General features: G+C 70.4%; 13 protein-coding genes. 4 read left to right on the forward strand and 9 right to left on the reverse strand.

Annotation, left to right across the window (positions count from 1 at the left end; all coding sequences use genetic code 11):
• Positions 1-18: 18 nt before the first annotated feature.
• The 6 genes from OEB96_RS08200 to OEB96_RS08225 form a co-directional block, all read right to left on the reverse strand.
• Entirely contained in the window at positions 19-2,865 is a 2,847-nt protein-coding gene (locus OEB96_RS08200; protein ID WP_266214922.1) for a CHAT domain-containing protein, read from the reverse strand.
• A 49-nt stretch (positions 2,866-2,914) separates the two neighbouring features.
• Positions 2,915-3,472 carry a hypothetical protein gene (locus OEB96_RS08205; RefSeq protein ID WP_266214924.1) on the reverse strand — a complete coding sequence of 186 codons (558 nt, stop codon included), beginning with the start codon at positions 3,470-3,472 and terminating at the stop codon, positions 2,915-2,917.
• A 109-nt stretch (positions 3,473-3,581) separates the two neighbouring features.
• Positions 3,582-4,529: a hypothetical protein gene (locus OEB96_RS08210; RefSeq protein WP_266214925.1), complete on the reverse strand. Its 948-nt coding sequence runs from the start codon at positions 4,527-4,529 to the stop codon at positions 3,582-3,584.
• Positions 4,519-5,295, reverse strand: a complete 777-nt coding sequence (locus OEB96_RS08215; RefSeq protein WP_266214926.1) for a hypothetical protein — start codon at positions 5,293-5,295, stop codon at positions 4,519-4,521. Before OEB96_RS08215 ends, OEB96_RS08210 begins: the two co-directional genes overlap by 11 nt.
• Before the next feature lie 246 nt (positions 5,296-5,541).
• Positions 5,542-7,119, reverse strand: a complete 1,578-nt coding sequence (locus OEB96_RS08220; protein WP_266214927.1) for a TIM44-like domain-containing protein — start codon at positions 7,117-7,119, stop codon at positions 5,542-5,544.
• A complete protein-coding gene (locus tag OEB96_RS08225; RefSeq protein WP_266214928.1) occupies positions 7,116-7,748 on the reverse strand; it encodes a hypothetical protein in 633 nt (210 codons plus the stop codon). The genes OEB96_RS08220 and OEB96_RS08225 overlap by 4 nt, the downstream gene beginning before the upstream one ends.
• Positions 7,749-7,804: 56 nt before the next feature.
• Between OEB96_RS08225 and OEB96_RS08230 the strand changes: the two genes are divergently transcribed.
• Positions 7,805-9,283, forward strand: coding sequence for a PqqD family peptide modification chaperone (locus OEB96_RS08230; protein ID WP_266214930.1), 1,479 nt, complete (start codon positions 7,805-7,807; stop codon positions 9,281-9,283).
• Positions 9,280-9,798, forward strand: a complete 519-nt coding sequence (locus OEB96_RS08235; protein ID WP_266214931.1) for a hypothetical protein — start codon at positions 9,280-9,282, stop codon at positions 9,796-9,798. Before OEB96_RS08230 ends, OEB96_RS08235 begins: the two co-directional genes overlap by 4 nt.
• Here the strand turns inward: OEB96_RS08235 and OEB96_RS08240 are convergent.
• Positions 9,792-10,721, reverse strand: a complete 930-nt coding sequence (locus tag OEB96_RS08240; RefSeq protein WP_266214932.1) for a LysR family transcriptional regulator — start codon at positions 10,719-10,721, stop codon at positions 9,792-9,794. The two genes, OEB96_RS08235 and OEB96_RS08240, sit on opposite strands and share 7 nt — an antisense overlap.
• A gap of 66 nt (positions 10,722-10,787) precedes the next feature.
• On the opposite strand from OEB96_RS08240, the gene OEB96_RS08245 reads away from it, so the two are divergent.
• Both OEB96_RS08245 and OEB96_RS08250 read left to right on the forward strand, forming a co-directional pair.
• The gene (locus tag OEB96_RS08245; RefSeq protein WP_266214933.1) at positions 10,788-11,744 is read left to right on the forward strand and encodes an NAD-dependent epimerase/dehydratase family protein; all 957 of its coding nucleotides are present in this window, start codon (positions 10,788-10,790) and stop codon (positions 11,742-11,744) included.
• A 60-nt stretch (positions 11,745-11,804) separates the two neighbouring features.
• Positions 11,805-13,346 (forward strand): leucine-rich repeat domain-containing protein, encoded by a 1,542-nt coding sequence (locus tag OEB96_RS08250; RefSeq protein ID WP_266214934.1) that lies wholly within the window; start codon positions 11,805-11,807, stop codon positions 13,344-13,346.
• On the opposite strand, the gene OEB96_RS08255 is transcribed toward OEB96_RS08250, so the two are convergent.
• Both OEB96_RS08255 and OEB96_RS08260 read right to left on the reverse strand, forming a co-directional pair.
• Positions 13,307-15,670, reverse strand: a complete 2,364-nt coding sequence (locus OEB96_RS08255; RefSeq protein WP_266214935.1) for an AAA family ATPase — start codon at positions 15,668-15,670, stop codon at positions 13,307-13,309. The two genes, OEB96_RS08250 and OEB96_RS08255, sit on opposite strands and share 40 nt — an antisense overlap.
• A gap of 2 nt (positions 15,671-15,672) precedes the next feature.
• Positions 15,673-16,836, reverse strand: a complete 1,164-nt coding sequence (locus OEB96_RS08260; protein WP_266214936.1) for a hypothetical protein — start codon at positions 16,834-16,836, stop codon at positions 15,673-15,675.
• Between the last annotated feature and the right edge of the window lie 5 nt (positions 16,837-16,841).

Raw genomic sequence — 16,841 nt, forward strand, 5'->3', positions numbered from 1 at the left:
GCGCACCCACCGCGATCGCTACGGGACGAGGACGCGATGCACGTGGTCGGAATCGGCGTGCCGTGCCGCTCGCAGCAGGGCGGGAAGATCGAGGGGCTCGCCCGCGGCCGCCTCGACGAGCGCTCGAAGGAAGTCGAAGGCCGAAGCGGGGCAGACCTTGCGTCGCGTCACCAGCACCTGCCGGGTTCCTGCCGCGATCAGCACGTGTCCCAGGCCCACGGTGCCGTCGAGGCTTAGCTCGTCGACCGGGCCCGTGGCGCAGCTCTCGAGGATCGCGACCCGCGGGGGCTCGAGGGTGAGCAGGGTACCCAGGCCCATCGAGGTCTGGTTGATCCACAGCCCCGGGGTCGGTCGCTTGGGATCGCGATCGAGCCTGGGATCGAGCGTGCGCCCGTGCTCACCGCGCTCGCGGGACGAGCGGGGCGTGGGGCACTCGGGGTTGTCGATCTCGAGCTCGTCGACCGCGGAGTTGTGTCCGATCACGATGAGCGGTGCGGCACCCCCGGACAGGCGCTCGAGATCTCGGGTGGAGGACCCTTCGACCAGCACCGGCAGCACCGGCGTTTCGCGTCCCCACACGCGCTCGATCGACTCGATCATGGCATTGGCCCGCGGCTGGTCGCGATCGAACTCGTGGTAGTAGTCGGTGTAGACCACCACGGGGCGCACCCCCTGATCGGGGCTCGGCGCGAGCTCCGGGCGTCGCGGCAGGTCCAGGCCCCAGGTGACGGCGAAGCGCTGCTCGAGCGTGCCGTCCTCCCACGGCAGGGCCTCGAACACGATCCCGTTGGTGGGGCCCTCGGTCAGCAGGCGGATGCGAGAGGCATGCTCCAGCCGATCGAGCGCCGGGTGCAGCCAGCGCTCCACCACTTGCCGTGGCTCGTCGGTGGGCGAGGGATCGAGCGGCCCCACGTCGTGGATGCGAACCGGCTCGGCGTGCGACCACTCGAACAGCCACCAGCGACCCCGAGGGTCCTGGTGGAACAGCAACGCGAGCTCGCCGGGCTCGGGCTCGGGCAGCGCCGCGCACAGCGACGACGGCGAGTAGTCGTGCAGGCCCGCCGCCTGGCCGAGCGACTCGACCAGGGCGCGCTGAGCCGCCAGCAGCTCGGCCTTGGCTCGGTCGAGGGTGGCGTCCGAGCCCATGGCCTCCGCGTCTTCGAACGCCTGCTCTGCATCGTGGACGCGGTCGACCAGCCGCTCGTAGCGCGAGCGGTCCTCGGCATACAGGCGGGCCGCGTCCAGCAGCATGCGACCCGCGCGGTTGCGCAGCAAGCGGGCGGTGCACAGCGCCGCCTCGTCGTTGCCCTGGCGCCGCTGCAGCTCCACCAGCGCGCGCCCGGGATCGGCCTCGCGCGCGGACACGCGGCTGGCCGACAGCCCCAGGGGGACCAGGCGCAGCCGATCCTCCTGCATGCGCATCGCTCGTCCGAGGTGCCAGCTCGCCCACTCCAGCCGGTTCTCGGCGGCCGCGATCGTCCCTCGAACGTACTCGCGCTGCACCTCGAGCTCGGGGTTGGACTCGTGGGGATGACGGTCGACGAGCTCGGAGAGGCGGTCGATCTCCACCGTGGCCCTTCCCCGGTCGCCTCGGGCCACGGCCACGTCGGCTGCGATCGAGGCTCGATACATGCGCTGCTGGGGGTGGAGCGTGCGGTCGTCGAGCCCGTCGAGCCAGCGCTGCGCTTCGTCGATGCGACCCGCTTGCTGCATGGCGTAGGCGATGCCGAGCACGGTGAGGGCATGCGCGGACGCCGAGGTCACACAGTCGTTCGGGATCGTCTCGAGCCCGCGCATGGCCTGCGCGACCGCTGCCTCTCGACCGTGCCCCTGCTCGGTGGCGATGAGCAGCTCGTGGCCCGCGAGCGCGAGCCGATCCTCGCAGTCGACCTCGAGCTCCTCGGCCAGCGCGCGGGCCCGGGCGAGGGTCCGCGCTGCGCTCTCGAAGCGCTGGGCTCGTGCCTGGGCCACCGCGAGCTGCCCGGCCGCGGCCAGCCCCACCTGCGGCAGGCGCAGCCGATGCGCTCCCTCGGCGGCGCGTTCGAAGTGCGCGATGGACTGGTCGAGATGACCCTCGCGGAAGGCGAGTGCCCCCTGCAGCATCGCCTCGGGGGCCCCGTGGACGAGGCCGAGCGCGTGGCACTCGGACTCGTACAGGATGCGATCGGCCGCCTCGAAGTCCTCGCGGTCCACCAGGTGCAGCTCGGCGATCGTGATGGTCAATCGGCAGCGTAGCGACAGCTCGTCGGGCCCGGCGACCTGCATTGCGCGCTCGAAGGCATCGAGCGCCTCTACGGGAGTTGCGGTGCGCCGCAGGATCTCGCCGCGCAGCGCCCAGGCCTCGGCTGCCTGCCACCGTGACGCCATGATCGCCGGCACCTCGAGATCTTCGAGGAGCGCCTCGGCATCGGCGGGCGTGGTCCGCCAGCGCCTGGCGATCGCGTCGAGCCTGGGGGTGGTCGGGCGTTGCTCCAGCTCCACGGCCCACGTGCCCTGCGTGGTGAGCCCGGTGCTCGGCTCGACGACGGCTCCCGTGATCTCGAGCGTACCGGGGTGACCCACGCGGACCACGAGCCGCGTGCCCACGCCCACGAACTCACGGTCGACCGGCAAGGACCAGGACCGCCACCCCCGAAGCGTCACCTCGGGGTCGAGCAGCTCCTGGCCCTGGAACCACAGGACCAGCTCGTGGCCCTCGGCCGGCGCCGGCAGGAGGCATTGCAGACCGCCGCTCTCGGTGCGCACGAAGTCGCAGCCCGACACGGCCGAGGGTCGGGCCGGCGTCATGGTCGTGATCCGGCACGAGAGCGCCACGATCGCCGAGATGGCCAGCGACGCGAGGAGCACGAGGTGACGGTTGCGCATGGGAGCCTCGAAGCGAGCGGTTTGGATGGGAGCGCCGCTCGGGTGTCGGTCAGATCGACCGAACGTGGGTCTCGGAGCGGGTGCAGACGTGGAGCGGCATGCGAGCACACTCGCGGGGATCGCTGATCATCACGGTCAGGCGCCAAAGACCTCGAGCGAGGGGCAGGATCTCACTCATCGTACCTTCATAGTGGAGCGATTGTCCCTTCCAGGCGACGCGCCGCGGGTCGAGCACGACGTAGATCTCGGAGCCGGCGGACGTCGATGCACTGGCCCGATCGAGCCGTTGCACGCGGAGCAGCAAGCGGGCGTCTTCGCTGCGGCGACCATTGTGCCGCACCACCATGCTCACCCGATCGGTGGGCGCAAAGGTGGGTACGCTCGTGCCGTCGGTCGAGGGCACGCCGCCGCGAACGTCCACGCTGACCTCGCTGGGCGCAGGAGGATCACGAGGGACGCCGGTCGACTCGCCGAGGGCCAGTCCGCAGGGGGCATCGGCCGTCGTGGAAGGACGGGGGCTCGCGAGCAGGACCAGCACCGCCGCGAGGACGGCCACGCCGAGGTGGGTGACGACGGCCCTGCCCGGGCCACGAGTCGAGGTGAGCATCGACCATGGAAGGCCCGGGGAACGAAGATGGGAGTCGAGGGGGGGTCGTGTGATCTTCATGGGTGTTGGTTCTCGTGTGGCTCGGCCAAAGCGGATCCCCCAGGTCCAGTCAGGTCTCGCCGTCGTTCTTCTCTTGGTCGTCCAGCGCGGCGACGATTGCCTTGATCCTCGCCATCAGCCGCCGCTTGCGCTGGTAGAAGGCATTGGGATTGATGCCCAGCTCGAGCCCTCCTTGCTCGGCGGAGACCCCCTGGAGCAGCAGGTCGAGCAAGCGACGCTCTTCGGCCTCGAGGCGCGAGCAAAGGGTCCGCATGCGCTGCTCTCGGCGGAGGGCCTGCTGTAGCTCGTCGCCCCCCACCGACGCGGCAGGCTCGAGCACCAGCACTTCACGATCCAGCCGCTTGCGCTCCTGCTTGATGCGCTGCCAAAAGTAGCGCTGGGCGATGAGCGACAGGTAGCTGGGCAGGGTGCGTCGGCCGAGCCCGGGATCCCAGCGGCGGAGGGTGGTGCCGCCACGGCCCAGCAGCACGGCGGCATAGTCCTGAGCCATGTCCTCGGCCGAGACCACCACGTTGGATGCATCGGGCGCCGAGCCGGCCCACCGCAGGGTGAGCCGGGCGACGTGCCGCAGGTGGACGACGAGGAGCTCGGCCAGCTCTCGGACCAGCGCCCGACGACCGTCGAGCGCGGCGGTCACCATCGAGGGCGTCCAGTCCTCGGGGCGCAGTGCGGGCGACCGCTGGGCCAGCTCGACCATGCCGTCGAGCCAGGCGCAGGTGACGTCGACCACGTATTGCTCGAACGAGACGGGCATCGACGAGGACCACTCACCGAGCACGGCCAGGCGGCCGTCGGTGAGGTATGCCAGGGCGGTGCACTCGTAGTGGTGGCGCTCGGTCGGCGAGCACCGCTGCAGGCGGTCGTCGAGCACCCGATCGAGCGCGGTGCCGATGGCCTCGACCACGAGCCCGATGGCTTCGACGTCGTGGGCCCGTGCCGCGTGCAGCGTCGACTCGTCGATCGAGCGCGGCTGGGGCCTGCGAAGGCTACTTGGCATCCCGACCCCCGGCTTCGCGCAGCTCCACGGAGGCGCGGCCGAGCTCGCGGCACGGTTGCTCGGGGACCTCGAGCAGGCATGCCCCGGGGGCGCCCACGGCAAACGTCAGCGTCCAGCGCCCCGGGGCCAGCGGGAGCGTGCTCGAGACCGGGGCTCGGTAGTGGAGCCCGCCACGCTCGTCCACCTCGAGTGCCTCGGGCCCGAGCCGGATCCGAAAGGTGCCGGTGTCACAGTCGGTGCCCTCGCGGCACGCCGTGATCATCACCTCGACGGGCGCGGTGACGGCTCGGTCGGGGCGCAGCTTGAGCTCGAAGGTGCTGTCGGACGAGTAGATCCGGTCGCCGCTCGACGGCGCGAACACCTGGCCATCGCCACCGCGCAGGTCGAGGCTGTAGTTCGCGCCCGGGGGCTCGGTCGAGCGCTCGACCACCATCGTGCCGAGCTGCACCGCCCCCACCGCGGCCGCCGCGACGGCAACGTGGGAGAGCACCCTCCGTAGGATCCGCGGCCCGCTGGAGCCCACCAGCGCGTCGACCCTGGCGCCGAGCTCGGCATCGTCGATCGCCGGAGGTGGTGGTGGAACGACGAGGTCGACCTCGGTCGCATCGGCGGCCTCGCGCGCGTGGAGCCACTGGCCGAGCGCACGCAGCAGGGCCTCGTCGTCCTCGGTCGGGTCCTCGGTCGACTCGTTGGGGTCGTTGGCGCCTGGCGGTGGGGGCACCACGTGTACGGGGGATGGCTCGGGGGCGTCGTCCTTCGTTGGCATGGGGTCGGTCCTGCACAGGGGACAGCACCAGCGCCCGACCCGACGTGGCCGTGGTGGCAACGCCAGTCGTTGATCGCAGTGCCCAACCCCGTAGGAGCGACCGGGCCAGACTCTTACCGAGTGGACCGAAGGATTCCGAGATCGCCCGTAGGACCCGGCAAACGATGGATTCTCGCCCGTTTCACGGCACTGGGGCGAGTATGAGGATCCGCTCGAACCACCGCCCGGGCGGCAGCGCCGTCGGTGCTACCCGAGGTAGGCCTCGTCCTGCTCGATCTTGCTGAGCACCCAGTCGAACTGCCCCGACGTCACCTTGACCCCGCAGGAATGGCAATTGCCCGCCATGTTGAGCTGGAGGGCTGCCCCACAGCTCGGGCAATTGGCCTCGACCGAGGCCGGGCCGCGGCGCTGGGCCGAACGGATCAGCGTCCAGTACTCGCTGTAGTCGCGAGGGGTGCTTGGATCACCACCGACCACCGCACCGCTTTGGCGGTGCACGGTCTGGTCGATTGCGCTGGCCCACACCCGAACGGTGATCGCGTGGAAGAACGGGTCGAGCTCGACCTTGGCGATCTCCTGGCGATCGACCTTGGCGCCCAGCATCTGGTTGCGCAGATCCTGCTGCTCGTAGGCGTGGATCCAGTAGCGCATCGACAGCCACAGTCGGTCGCTGAGGAACGGTCGGGCGCGATCCCACCGCAGGCTCGACCAGGCGTCGTTGAGCTCGTGGTAGATCATCTCCACCCGCGCGAGGAAGCGGGTGCGGTCGAAGTCTGGATCGATCGACTGCAGCGCGGCGAGCTGCTGGTCGCGCCGAGCGTCGAGCACCGTGGGGTCGTAGGTGCCCACTTCGGGGGCGTAGCCGGTGAGCGTGGGGCCGCGGGTCTCCTCGCGCGTGACCACGATGCCATTGCACAGCCAGTCGAAGTCGCCCGTGCCGTGCTTGGCTCCGCAGTAGCTGCAGGCGTCGTGCTGGCTGTGCTCGACCGGGGCACCGCAGCTCGGGCAATTGAAGCCGCGGGTCTGGTCGGGCTTGCGGCTCGCGACGCCCTGCTTGCGCACGAAGTGCCAGCGCTCCTTGGCGTAGAAGCCCAGGCGGCTGGACTGCATGGGATCGTCGCCCTTGGCGTAGGCTTCGGTGTAGTTGCTCTCGTACTCGACCTCGATCGCGTCCCAGCCGTCCTTTTGCACGAGCTTGGCGACGCGCATCGAGCCCACGATCACCCCGCCCACGGCCACCGCCTTGCGGCGCCCACGGGTGGCCAGTGCTGCGCGTGTCTTGGCGTCGACGTAGGGGGCGAGCAGCTCGAGGTCCTCGGGGCTGGTGCGCGACTCGTGGGTGCGGGTGTAGAGCTCGTAGAGGAAGTCCTCGAGCAGGATCTGGGAGAAGTCGGGATCGTGGCTGCGTAGCGGCTCCAGCGAGACCGGCTTGGGCTTGAACGGACCGAACGATGAACTGGCCGGTACCGCGGAGAACAGCGTGGAGTAGTCGGTGTCGTCGCTGCTGCCGCTGCTCCAGCCGTCGTCGTCGCTGGCCGAGCGCGTGAAGAGGTTGATCGTGACGAGGACGACCCCGAAGCCGATGAACAGCAGGAAGCCCTCGGGGCCCAGATCGCCGCCGCCGCCACCGCTGCTGCGGTAGCTGCTGCTGCTGCTACTGCGGTAGCTGCTGCTGCTGGAGCCTCCGCCGAACGACGAGCGAGAGCCCCCGCTGAACGACGAGCCGCCGCCGGGGCGCTCGGCCGCCGCGGCCGAGCTGGCCACGCCCAGCGAGAGCGGGGCGGCGAGCGCCACGAGCACCCCCAGGCGTCGTCGTGGGGTCATGCCACGTCCTCCAGCTCGTTGGTGTCGTCCTCGCGGCGGGGCATGGGCGGCTCGAGCACCTCGGCGAGGGCCTGCACGGCCTCGCACAGGGCGGCGAGGCCGGCCTCGCTCACGCCGTGCATGGCCACCGCATCCTGCACGCGTGCGGCCGCCTTGGCCCACGCGTCCTTGGGTACGCGCGCCACGACGCCGACGTCGGGCACGACCACGCAGACCCGCTCGGCGATCGACACGTAGACGAGCACCCCGGAGCGCTCGCGGGTGGCACTCACGCCCAGCTCCACGAAGCGCGCACGGGCGCCCTGCTCCACCGCGCGGCGGACCCGACCGCGGCCGGCCAGGCGCATGCGCAAGCCCGGCAGCGCGCGGCACAGCACCAACCCCACCACGAACGCGGCCGGGACCATCAGGGCGATCCACGTCAGGCCGAATTCCTCGGGCGCGAACAGGGTGTAGAGGAGCGTGACGTAGGCGAGCGCTGCCCCGAACGAGCCGTCGACCGCGGACCAGCTGGCCGACCACGGCTGCACCGCGACCACGATCTCCGCGCTCGAGCGCGCCTCGACGGACTGCACCGCCTCGCGCAAGCGCTGCTTGGCCTCGTCGCGAACGAATGGGGAGCGCCCCATGAGCGCATTACACGTAAGCGATCGGGCCCTGTCAAACGAGGCTAATGTTGCGGCCCATGGCGGATGCGCTGTCGCTGTCCGAATTGCTCGAGGGTCCGATCGACGAGCTGCGCGCGGTGCTGCGCGAGGCCGCGTTCGACGACGCGTTCCTCGGGCGCTGCGAGGCCATCGCGCCGCGCATGCTCGATGCCGTGCGGCTGCCCGCGGTGGTCTGGTGGTTGCGCCATCGGACCGAGCCCGCCGCCGTGCTCGCGCGGCTCTGGGCCTACGGCGACGCGGTCGACGATCACGCGGTCGCGCGCGTGCTCGATCGTGGCCTGGTGGACTGGCTGTCGCGGGCGGGTGCGCTGCGGCGGTCGGCCGAGGGCTGGCGCGGCGGCATGCGGCTCTTGCCCTTCGAAGAGCTGTGGATCGCCTCCGACGACATGCACGGGGCCGATCCGGTGATGGGCCCGGGCGCGACCACGCAGGAGCTGGCGCGGGCGATTCCCCACGGTGCGGGCCGCGTGCTCGACGTGGGCTGCGGCGCGGGCTCGCTGGCGCTGGTGGCCGCCGCGCGCGGGGCCACCGAGGTCGTGGGCGTCGATCTGCACCCTCGCGCCGAGTCGTGGGCTCGGTTCGATGCCGCGCTCAACGGGCTGGCGATCGAGCTGCACACCGGCGATCTCACCGCGCCCGTGGCCGGCCGCCGCTTCGACCTGGTGATCGCCCAGCCGCCGTTCGTGGTCCATCCGCCGCAGGTCGAGGCCACCACCTACCTCCACGGCGGAGCGATGGGCGACGAGCTCACGATGCGGCTGATCGCCGAGCTACCCCGGGTGCTCGCTCCCGGCGGACAGGCGCGGATCCTCTTCGACAGCCCCGTGCGACCCGATGCTCCGCTGTGGCGTCGCTTGCAAGACGCCCACGGCGACGACGCACTGCAGCAGCTCTTGTTCGTGGCGCCCGGCAACTCGCCCGAGCTGCAGGCGATCGGCTACGCCGCCAACAGCCACCCCCGGCTGGGCCCCGAGTATGCCCGGGCGGTGCAGCGCTACCGCGAACACCTGCACGCCCAGGGCATCGAGCGCAGCGAGCACGCGCTCGCGGTGCTGCGCCATCGTGCGTCGTCGGACGAGCAGGCTCCCCCGCTCTCGGTCACGCTCGAGCGCGCGACCCTGGCGGGAGTGAGCGCGGAGGTGATCGAGCAGACGTGGCAGGCGATCGCCACCGCCTCGCTGCCGTCGCCGCGGCTGCTGCGGACCCTGGTGGGGCTGCCCGACGACGCCTGGCTGGTGCAGGAGCTGGCCGCCGACGGCAGCGAGGCCCGGCTGTCGCTGCGGCTGCCCGCGGGTCGGGGCGGCAGCGAAGCGCTCAGCGACGCGGCGGCGATGCTGGTGGAGCAGCTGCGCGAGCCCGCCACCGTGGCCGAGCTGGTCGAGCGCTACGCCCAGGCATGTGAGGTCCAGCCCGACGAGATTGCGAGCGGGGTGATCGAGTTCGTGCGACAGTCGCTGGTGTCGGGCCGACTCGTGGCGGCGGGGGAGGACGAATGAGCGCGCGGAGCAACGGCATGGCGCCCGTCGTGGTCGGCCTGCTCGGTCTGCTGGCGATGGCGTGGGCATTGCTCGGGTGTCCCGGCCCCGATCCCGGCCCATGCGGCGGCGAGGGTGATCCGGTGCTCACCCTCACCAACCGTGGCGGCGGGGCCGTGCTCGACGACGGGATCGAGGTCGACGTGTTCCCACCGCCGCAGGGCGGCGTGTTCACCGAGCTCGACGTGACGATCGAGAACCTCGAGCTGTCGGAGCTGCAATACCTGCGGGTCGAGGTGGTGACCACCGACACCGCCGAGTCGCTGGCCTACGTGCGGTTCTTTGGCGAGTACACCCCGCTCGTGTGCAACGAGGACGGCGTGCTCGCGATGGAGTACGTGCCGGTGGGCTTCAACGAGTACTACTTGCTGACCGACCTCGACGGCGTGGCCGCGACGCTGACGGGGACGCTCGAGACCACGCGCGGCGACTTCTCGGTGGGCCACGACGTGGTGCTGCGTGCCACGGACTACTGACTCGGCTTCTGCGCCAGTGCCACCTCGAACTGCTGTCGCAGCCAGCTCCACACCGCGGCGATCCGCGGCACCTGCCGCAGCGCGCGGTGGCCCACCAGCCACAGCGAGCCCTCCGGCAGCGCGGCCAGCGACGCGGCGAGCTCCTTGCCGCACGGCACCGCGACCAGGTCCCGCAGCCCCGCGTAGGCCAGCGGAGCCACCATCACGCCCAGCCCCGTGCGCACCGCTTCGATCTGCGCGGTCATGCTGCTGGTCTCCAGCACCACGCGCTCGCGCTCGACGTGGGTCGCGAGCCAGCGTGCGTCGGGCAGGTGGGCCAGGTCCTCGCCCCAGGTGATCCACCGGGTGGCCGCGGGGTCGCGCAGCTCGCCCAGCGCCTCGGCGTGGGCCGGGCTGCCGAGCACGCACCACCCCGTCGACACCAGCCGCGTGGCCACGAAGTCGCCCGCCGCCGGTCGCATCAGCCGAAGCGCGAGGTCGGCCTCGCGGCGCGTGAGATCGGCATAGCCGATGCTCGCCACGATCTGGATCCGCAGCCGCGGGTGGGTCTGCAGCAGCTCCACCAGCGCGGGCGCCAGGAAGTGGTCGACCAGGCCCGGAGGCGCGGTGATGCGCACCACGCCCTCGGGCTCCACCTCGAAGCCCTCGAGCCCGTGCACGAACCCCACGGCCGCCTGCTCCATCTCCTCGGCATGCGGCACCAGCTGCTCGGCCGCGGCCGTCGGCATCACCCCATCGGGCGTGCGATCGAACAGCTGCGCGCCCAGCAGCTCCTCGAGCGCCGCCAGCCGTCGGGAGATGGTCGAGATGTTGACCCCCAGCTCCTGCGCCGCCTGCTTGAGCGAGCCACGGCGGTGCAGCGCCAGCAGCACCTTCAGATCGTCCCAGCGCAGGGTCTTGGCCAGCTCCGACGCCAATTGCATGGATGCAAACCCCTCTTGCTCATTCTCGACTACGCGGGCACGAAAGCAAACCCCATGCTGGGGGACATGACCGAGATCCACACCGTCATCGGCGCCGGCCAGGTCGGCACCCAGCTCGCTCGTCTCCTCGCGTCGCGGGGCCACACCGTTCGCATCGTGCGTCGTAGCGCGTTCACCGCGGAGCTGCCGGGGGTGGTCCGGATGCAGGGCGACGTGACCGATCCCGCCTTTGCCGACCAGGCCTGTCGCGGGGCGACGGCGGTCTACAACTGCGCCAACCCGCCCGACTACACCCGGTGGGACGGCGTGCTGCTGCCGCTCTACCGGGCGGTGCGCGAGGCCGCGGGGCGAGCGGGTGCACGGCTGGTCCAGCTCGATTGCTTCTACATGATCGGAAGGCCCGAGCACGCGCCGTTCGACGAGCGCACGCCCATGAATCCGTGCAGCCCCAAGGGCGAGCTGCGCAAGCAGCTGGTGGAGGAGCTCTTCGAGGCCCACCGCCGCGGCGACGTCCGGGCGACCTCGGGCCGCGCCTCGGACTACTTCGGTCCCGACACCCCGCAGGCGGCGGTGCTGCGCCCCGACGTCTACGACCGCATCGTCAAGGGCGGCACGGTGTACGTGTTCGGCAACCCCGACATGCCGCACAGCTACTCGTACACCCCCGACGTGGCGCGGGGCCTCGAGGTGCTCGGCTCGCACGAGGAGGCGCTGGGTCGGGTGTGGAACCTGCCCGTGGCGGCGCAGCTGACCACGCGCGAGGCGATCGAGCGCTTCGCCGCGCGGGCGGGCACCAAGGTTCGGGTGCGACGCGTGCCGCAGTGGGCCTTGCGCTCGGTCGGCGTGTTCGTTCCGCTCGCCTCCGCGCTGGCCGAGATGTCGTATCAGTGGGACGTGCCCTACCTGGCCGACGACGGCGACTTTCGACGGACGTTCGGGGTGGGCCCGACCCCGCTCGACGAAGCGATCGACACCACCCTGGCCGCGCATGCCCGCGCCAGGGCGAAGGCGAAGGCAGCGTAGTGTCGATGGGGGTGCGATCGGCAGGGGCGCGAGCGAGGCGATCGCGCTAGCTTGATCGCCGTGAGCGTGAGCCGACGTGGTGGTGGAATCGGTGCCCTTGCCCTGCTCGCGGTGCTCGTGGGGTCGACGACCTGCAAGGGCACGGGGCGCGATGCCACCGTGGTCTACGAGTGCCGCGACCCGGCCGTGCTGGGGGCCGGCGAGCCGATCTCCAAGTGGCTCGAGGTGGAGGGCAGCGACGGGGAGCCCTGGGTGACGTCGCTGGCCGGGCGCCCCGGCGAGCTCGCGGCCGGCGATGTGGTGCACGTGGGCGAGCTGGCGCTGGTGCTCGACGGGCTCGGGCACCACCGGTACCTCGTGGAGGATGACGGCCGTCGCGTGTCGCTCTCGCTCGACGGAGGTCCCAAGCGGCTGGTGGGGCTGGTGGTCGACGATGCGGCGGTGCTCGCCGCACTCACCGACCAGGAGCGCAGGGGGCTGCGAGGGGTTCGGTTGGCCGGGTGGAGCGATGCGATGACCGCGGAGCTGCAGCGCCTGCCGCTCGAGCACGTGGTGGTGGCCTACGACCGCAGCGACGCCATGATGAAGGCCGGGCCCGCGAAAATGGATTCCGTGCCAGCGGTGCCGCCTCTGCCCGTGGAGGTGCGCTACCTCGAGCTGCAAGCGTACGAGTTCGCGATTGGACTCCTCCCGGGCACCGAGGAGCCCCAGACCGATCCCGATCAGGGCCTGAGTGCGCTCGCGCGTCTGACCGCGCTTCGCCATCTGGTGATCCGCACGTCGAACGGCCCGGACGCCCCGCTCGACCTGGAATGGCTCCGTCCGCTGGGGTCGCTTCGGCACCTGGCCATCGAGACCTACGGTCGAATGACGACGGGGTCCGAGGACCTCGCGGCGCTCACGAGCCTGCGAAGCCTCGACGTGTCGGGCATCGACGGCCTGCGCCTCGAGTCGCTCGCCTCGTTGTCGGAGCTGCGCTGGCTCGACCTGCGAGGCGCGAAGCTCGGGAGCCTGGCGCCGCTCTCCGGGCATGCTTCGCTCGAGGTGATCGAGGCCCGGGGCAGCGACGTCGCCGAGCTGCCGTCAGGGCCCATGCCGGCGCTTCGCGACCTGACGCTGGTGGGAACGAAGGTGTCGGCGGCCGACGTCGCGAGGTTCCGCGAGCAGGTGCCCGCCGCGAGAGTGACGCTTGGGATGAACCAGGCGCTCGCCGACTCCACGGCGTGTGCCGAGCGGATCCGCGTGCGCTCGGGGGGGCTTTGCCATCGCGATCCCGGCAGCGAGGAGACGTTGCTCGAGGTCGCCGATCCGGCGGAGGTTCGCGCGTTCCTGCCGCTGCTGACGGTGAACGAGAGCGATCAACGCGGCTCGTGCATGTGCTGTGGCCAGCCGACGATCGAGCTCTACCGGGGCGAGCGGCTGGTGGCGGAGATCGGCTTCCACCACGGTACGGGCCTGCGCTTCCGCGGGTGGTCGGGGGACGGGTGGATGAGCGATGCGGGCGCGGACGGGCTGTGCAAGTGGCTGGAGGAGCGGGGGGTGAAGGCGTGCGAGGAGCGCGTTCAGGAGCCGACGTCCGAGAGCTCGCAGAGTGCTCGATGACGCTCGTGCAAGCCCAGTGATCGGGCGATGTCGCGGATCAAGGCCCGCTCGAAAGCCGACATCCGAACGTAGGCGGAGTTGGCCTCGGCTGGCATCGAGATCCACGGGTCGCCGAGATCGAGGCCGTCGAGCATCTCGCGTGCTCCAGGTGCATGCAGCGGCTCGAGGCTCCGGCCCAGAGCGACCCAGTGGAGGATTCCGGCCCGAGCGGCACCACTGACCGTGGCCCGCGACTCCTCGGGCAACGCGTGAAACCACGCGAGGAACCGCCCCCGCAGGGCCGGTTCGTGCGGGCGTTCGAGGAGGATCATCGAGATCAACATCAGCCACATGGCGTCCATGGTGCCCAGCCGATGAAGCGCAATGCTCTGCACCCGGGCGAGCGAGGCCTCGACCTCGTCGAGGACGCCCGAGGAGGTCGTGCCTTCATCGGACGCCGCCAGCACACAGCCCACCCTGCACAGGGGGCTCGACGACTCGGTGGCCCCGAGCGCTGCGGAAGGGGACGGGAAGACCTCGCCCAGGCATCCCAGCGCCCATGCTTGCCTCATCGACATCAGCAGCGCCACACTCCACGGCTCGCCGTGCCCGGGCTCCAGGCACGAGAGGATGCGCCAGCAACACGCGAGCTGATGGGCACTGGCCAGCCTGGGGAGGACCTCCGTGCGGAACACGACGTCGGCGGCGCTTCGGCGAGCGTCTGCCGGTACCCGACCCAGGACCTTCTCCAGGGCTTCCACGGCCTGCAGCGACGACCAGGCCCGTCCATCGAACGCCTCGTGGATCGCGTACAGCATGTTGCAGAGCTCCAGGACCAGGGGCTCCGGGTGCTCGTCCGGGAGCTCCGCATCGCCTCCCATGAACGGCGGATCCCTCCCGAGGGCCGCCACGAATCCGACCGTGGCTGCAAACTCGGTGGACTCGACCGAGAGCAGCTCGACGAACGAGCGATCGTGATCTCCGAGGCAGCCGTATGCCACGGCCCGCACCGCGTTCCTCATGGGGTGGTGGTCGTCGATCGCGTCCAGCTCTTCGAGGGCCTGGTGAGGCTGACCAGACATGATCTTGGCCAGGAGCGAAACGAAGAGCTTGGAGTGGTACTCACCAAGCTCCGGCTGATGGGGAGCACCGACCGGCCACTTGCCCAGTGCACATGCACACCACGAGGGATCCAGCCCGCGAAACTCGTACCAGCCTCGGAGCACGCGCAGGAACGTCTTCGCCCGGATCTCTTCGCGCTGCATGGCCCGAGCGATGCGGAACAGTGGGTCGGAGATCTCATAGAAGTGCTCTCGCCCGAGCTTGGTACAGCGAACGATCGAGTCCTGGCGGAGGCGCCGCAAGAACGTCGAAGTCGTGGCCTGCGGACTGAACGTAGCACTGGAGATCTCGCTCACCGACAGCGGACTCCAGTGCTCGGCAAGGAGCTCGACGACTGGCCGCTGTCCGGGAGCGAGCCGGCCCACCTGTTCCTGGAAGTACGGCGTCAGCTCCTCGGCCAGTGCGTCGAGGGCTTGCTCCACCGCGAGGGGACGGTCGTGATGGAGGTGCGGAAAGATGAAGGCCATCGCCCGCGGATATCCGCCCAGCACGTGCCGAAGCGTCCGAACCCGGGCGAGGCCCGAGGGCGATCGAAGCTCTGCGACCAATTCCTCGCGATCGCACGCGCGTCCCAGACGTACGAGCATTTCCCGGCAGTCTTCGGCCGAGAGCGGCTCGAGCGTGCGGGGGATGAACGTCCCGTAGAAGGGCTCCGATTCCTTCGAAAAGGCGGGTGATTGCGATCGCGACGAGGCCACGATCGACCAGCTTCGCTCCGTCTGCAGGATCGATCGAAGCTGGTGCTGCCCCTGACGACCGATTGCCACGAAGACCATGTCGAGGTTCTCGATCACGATCACGAGCGGTCGGCCCCTCAGGCTCGCGCGAATCATCGTCACCGCTCGGTCGCGGGCATCCTCGGGTGATGCGGCGAGGATCGCGAGCTGTCGCTCGATGGGCCCGTCCTCGGGTCTTCGCGGCAGCGATCGCAGGATCTCCGCGAGCAAGTGCACCAGGGAGCTCGGGTGGAACTCCTCCGGGAGGCCGGCCACGATCGCCTTGCCCTCGAGCAGCTCGAGCAGCCGTCCCTCGACCAACCCCAGCAAGTGGCTCTTGCCCGAGCCTCGCGGGCCGAGGACGAGTTCGAAGCGTGCCTGCTTGGTCTCCACCGCGTCCGTGAGGCCGCGTACGATGGATGTACACAGCTCCTCGCGACGGACCGTTCGTTCCTCGAGCGCGGCGTGGGGCTCGGACCTCGGCGAGAATCGAGATGGACGCGACATGGTCAGAGCATCCTGTCTTCGCACCAGTGGCGACGTACGAAGTCCAGTGAGAAACGCAGGCTCCGGCCGCGTCGCACGACATAGTCATCGTCACGCAGATCCTGGATGGTCGTTCGCAGCAGCTCTCGCTCATGGGGCACCTGCACGAACAGATCGTCCACGTCGACGCCTTCGGGTTCTCGCGCCAGGAGGTCGAGCACGGCGAGGGCCGGGGCCTCGCGCTCTGCGTAGTACTTCGACAACCTGGTGGCGTAGTGCCCGAGGTCGAGCACGCTGGGCGGGGCGAGGAGCCGCGTCAGGGAGCTTGCAACGTCGTCTGCAGTCGGCTTTCGAGTAGCCTGCAGGCTCTCGACCAGGTGCTGGATGACGAACGGATGCCCCTCGCTTTGGCGGATGATCGTCTCGACGACCTCCGCCTCCGGCTCGACGTCGATGCCCCGCAGCAGTGCCGCGACCACGGGCCGCGCATCCTCGGCCTCGAACATCGGTACCCGCTCGACGCGGACATCGTTGATGGGGCGGTTGCGGTAGCCCTTGGCGTCGAGCTGCCGCATGACCAGGTGGAAGCCGATCGATCCCGTGAGAACCATCCGAACATTGAGGTGCTGCTGCCGAGCTGCCCGCAGCGTGTCGAGCAAGACCATCGCGTCTCGCTCCGACCCACGCAGCGTCAGGTCACCGATGAAGAGCGTGAACTCGTCCCAGAGGAACACGAGTCGCTCACCACGCTTGCCCATCTCTTCGTCGAGATCCTCGAACAAGCTCTCGATCAGGCGGCGCCAGTTCTGATCGGCGAGTGTGACCGTCACGTTCTTGAGCTCGACCGAGCCGGTCAGGCGCTCGAGCAAGGCGCGCGCTCGAGCCAGCGCCCTGGCCCCGCCGGGCAGCAGAGCACTCGCGTCCTCGTATAGACGCTGAGCGAACGAATGCGCCGAGTCGAGCCCTTCGAGGTCGCGATGGCGCACATGCCATCCCACGGGAGCGCGGTGCTCCATGCGGCGCAGGATGGATGTCTTCCCCACCCGCCGAGGCGAGAACAACGCCAGGCTCTGGTGCTCGAGGCGAGACCAGTAGCCGTCGATCAGGGAATCACGGCCGAGGATCTGGTCGGGTGGCAGGCTCCCACCAGGATTGGGCGGAACCGAGCGCATGTCGCTGCCGAGCACCCGTC

Origin of the sequence: Paraliomyxa miuraensis (genome assembly GCF_026337845.1) — a bacterium.
Taxonomy (GTDB): Bacteria; Myxococcota_A; Polyangia; order Nannocystales; family Nannocystaceae; genus Paraliomyxa; species Paraliomyxa miuraensis.

What these genes read in the sequence shown, in the direction of transcription:
- OEB96_RS08200 (WP_266214922.1), bottom strand. Translation starts at nt 2,865, where the DNA reads ATGCGCAACCGTCACCTCGTGCTCCTCGCGTCGCTGGCCATCTCGGCG.
- OEB96_RS08205 (WP_266214924.1), bottom strand. Translation starts at nt 3,472, where the DNA reads ATGCTCACCTCGACTCGTGGCCCGGGCAGGGCCGTCGTCACCCACCTC.
- OEB96_RS08210 (WP_266214925.1), bottom strand. Translation starts at nt 4,529, where the DNA reads ATGCCAAGTAGCCTTCGCAGGCCCCAGCCGCGCTCGATCGACGAGTCG.
- OEB96_RS08215 (WP_266214926.1), bottom strand. Translation starts at nt 5,295, where the DNA reads ATGCCAACGAAGGACGACGCCCCCGAGCCATCCCCCGTACACGTGGTG.
- OEB96_RS08220 (WP_266214927.1), bottom strand. Translation starts at nt 7,119, where the DNA reads ATGACCCCACGACGACGCCTGGGGGTGCTCGTGGCGCTCGCCGCCCCG.
- OEB96_RS08225 (WP_266214928.1), bottom strand. Translation starts at nt 7,748, where the DNA reads ATGGGGCGCTCCCCATTCGTTCGCGACGAGGCCAAGCAGCGCTTGCGC.
- OEB96_RS08230 (WP_266214930.1), top strand. Translation starts at nt 7,805, where the DNA reads ATGGCGGATGCGCTGTCGCTGTCCGAATTGCTCGAGGGTCCGATCGAC.
- OEB96_RS08235 (WP_266214931.1), top strand. Translation starts at nt 9,280, where the DNA reads ATGAGCGCGCGGAGCAACGGCATGGCGCCCGTCGTGGTCGGCCTGCTC.
- OEB96_RS08240 (WP_266214932.1), bottom strand. Translation starts at nt 10,721, where the DNA reads ATGCAATTGGCGTCGGAGCTGGCCAAGACCCTGCGCTGGGACGATCTG.
- OEB96_RS08245 (WP_266214933.1), top strand. Translation starts at nt 10,788, where the DNA reads ATGACCGAGATCCACACCGTCATCGGCGCCGGCCAGGTCGGCACCCAG.
- OEB96_RS08255 (WP_266214935.1), bottom strand. Translation starts at nt 15,670, where the DNA reads ATGTCGCGTCCATCTCGATTCTCGCCGAGGTCCGAGCCCCACGCCGCG.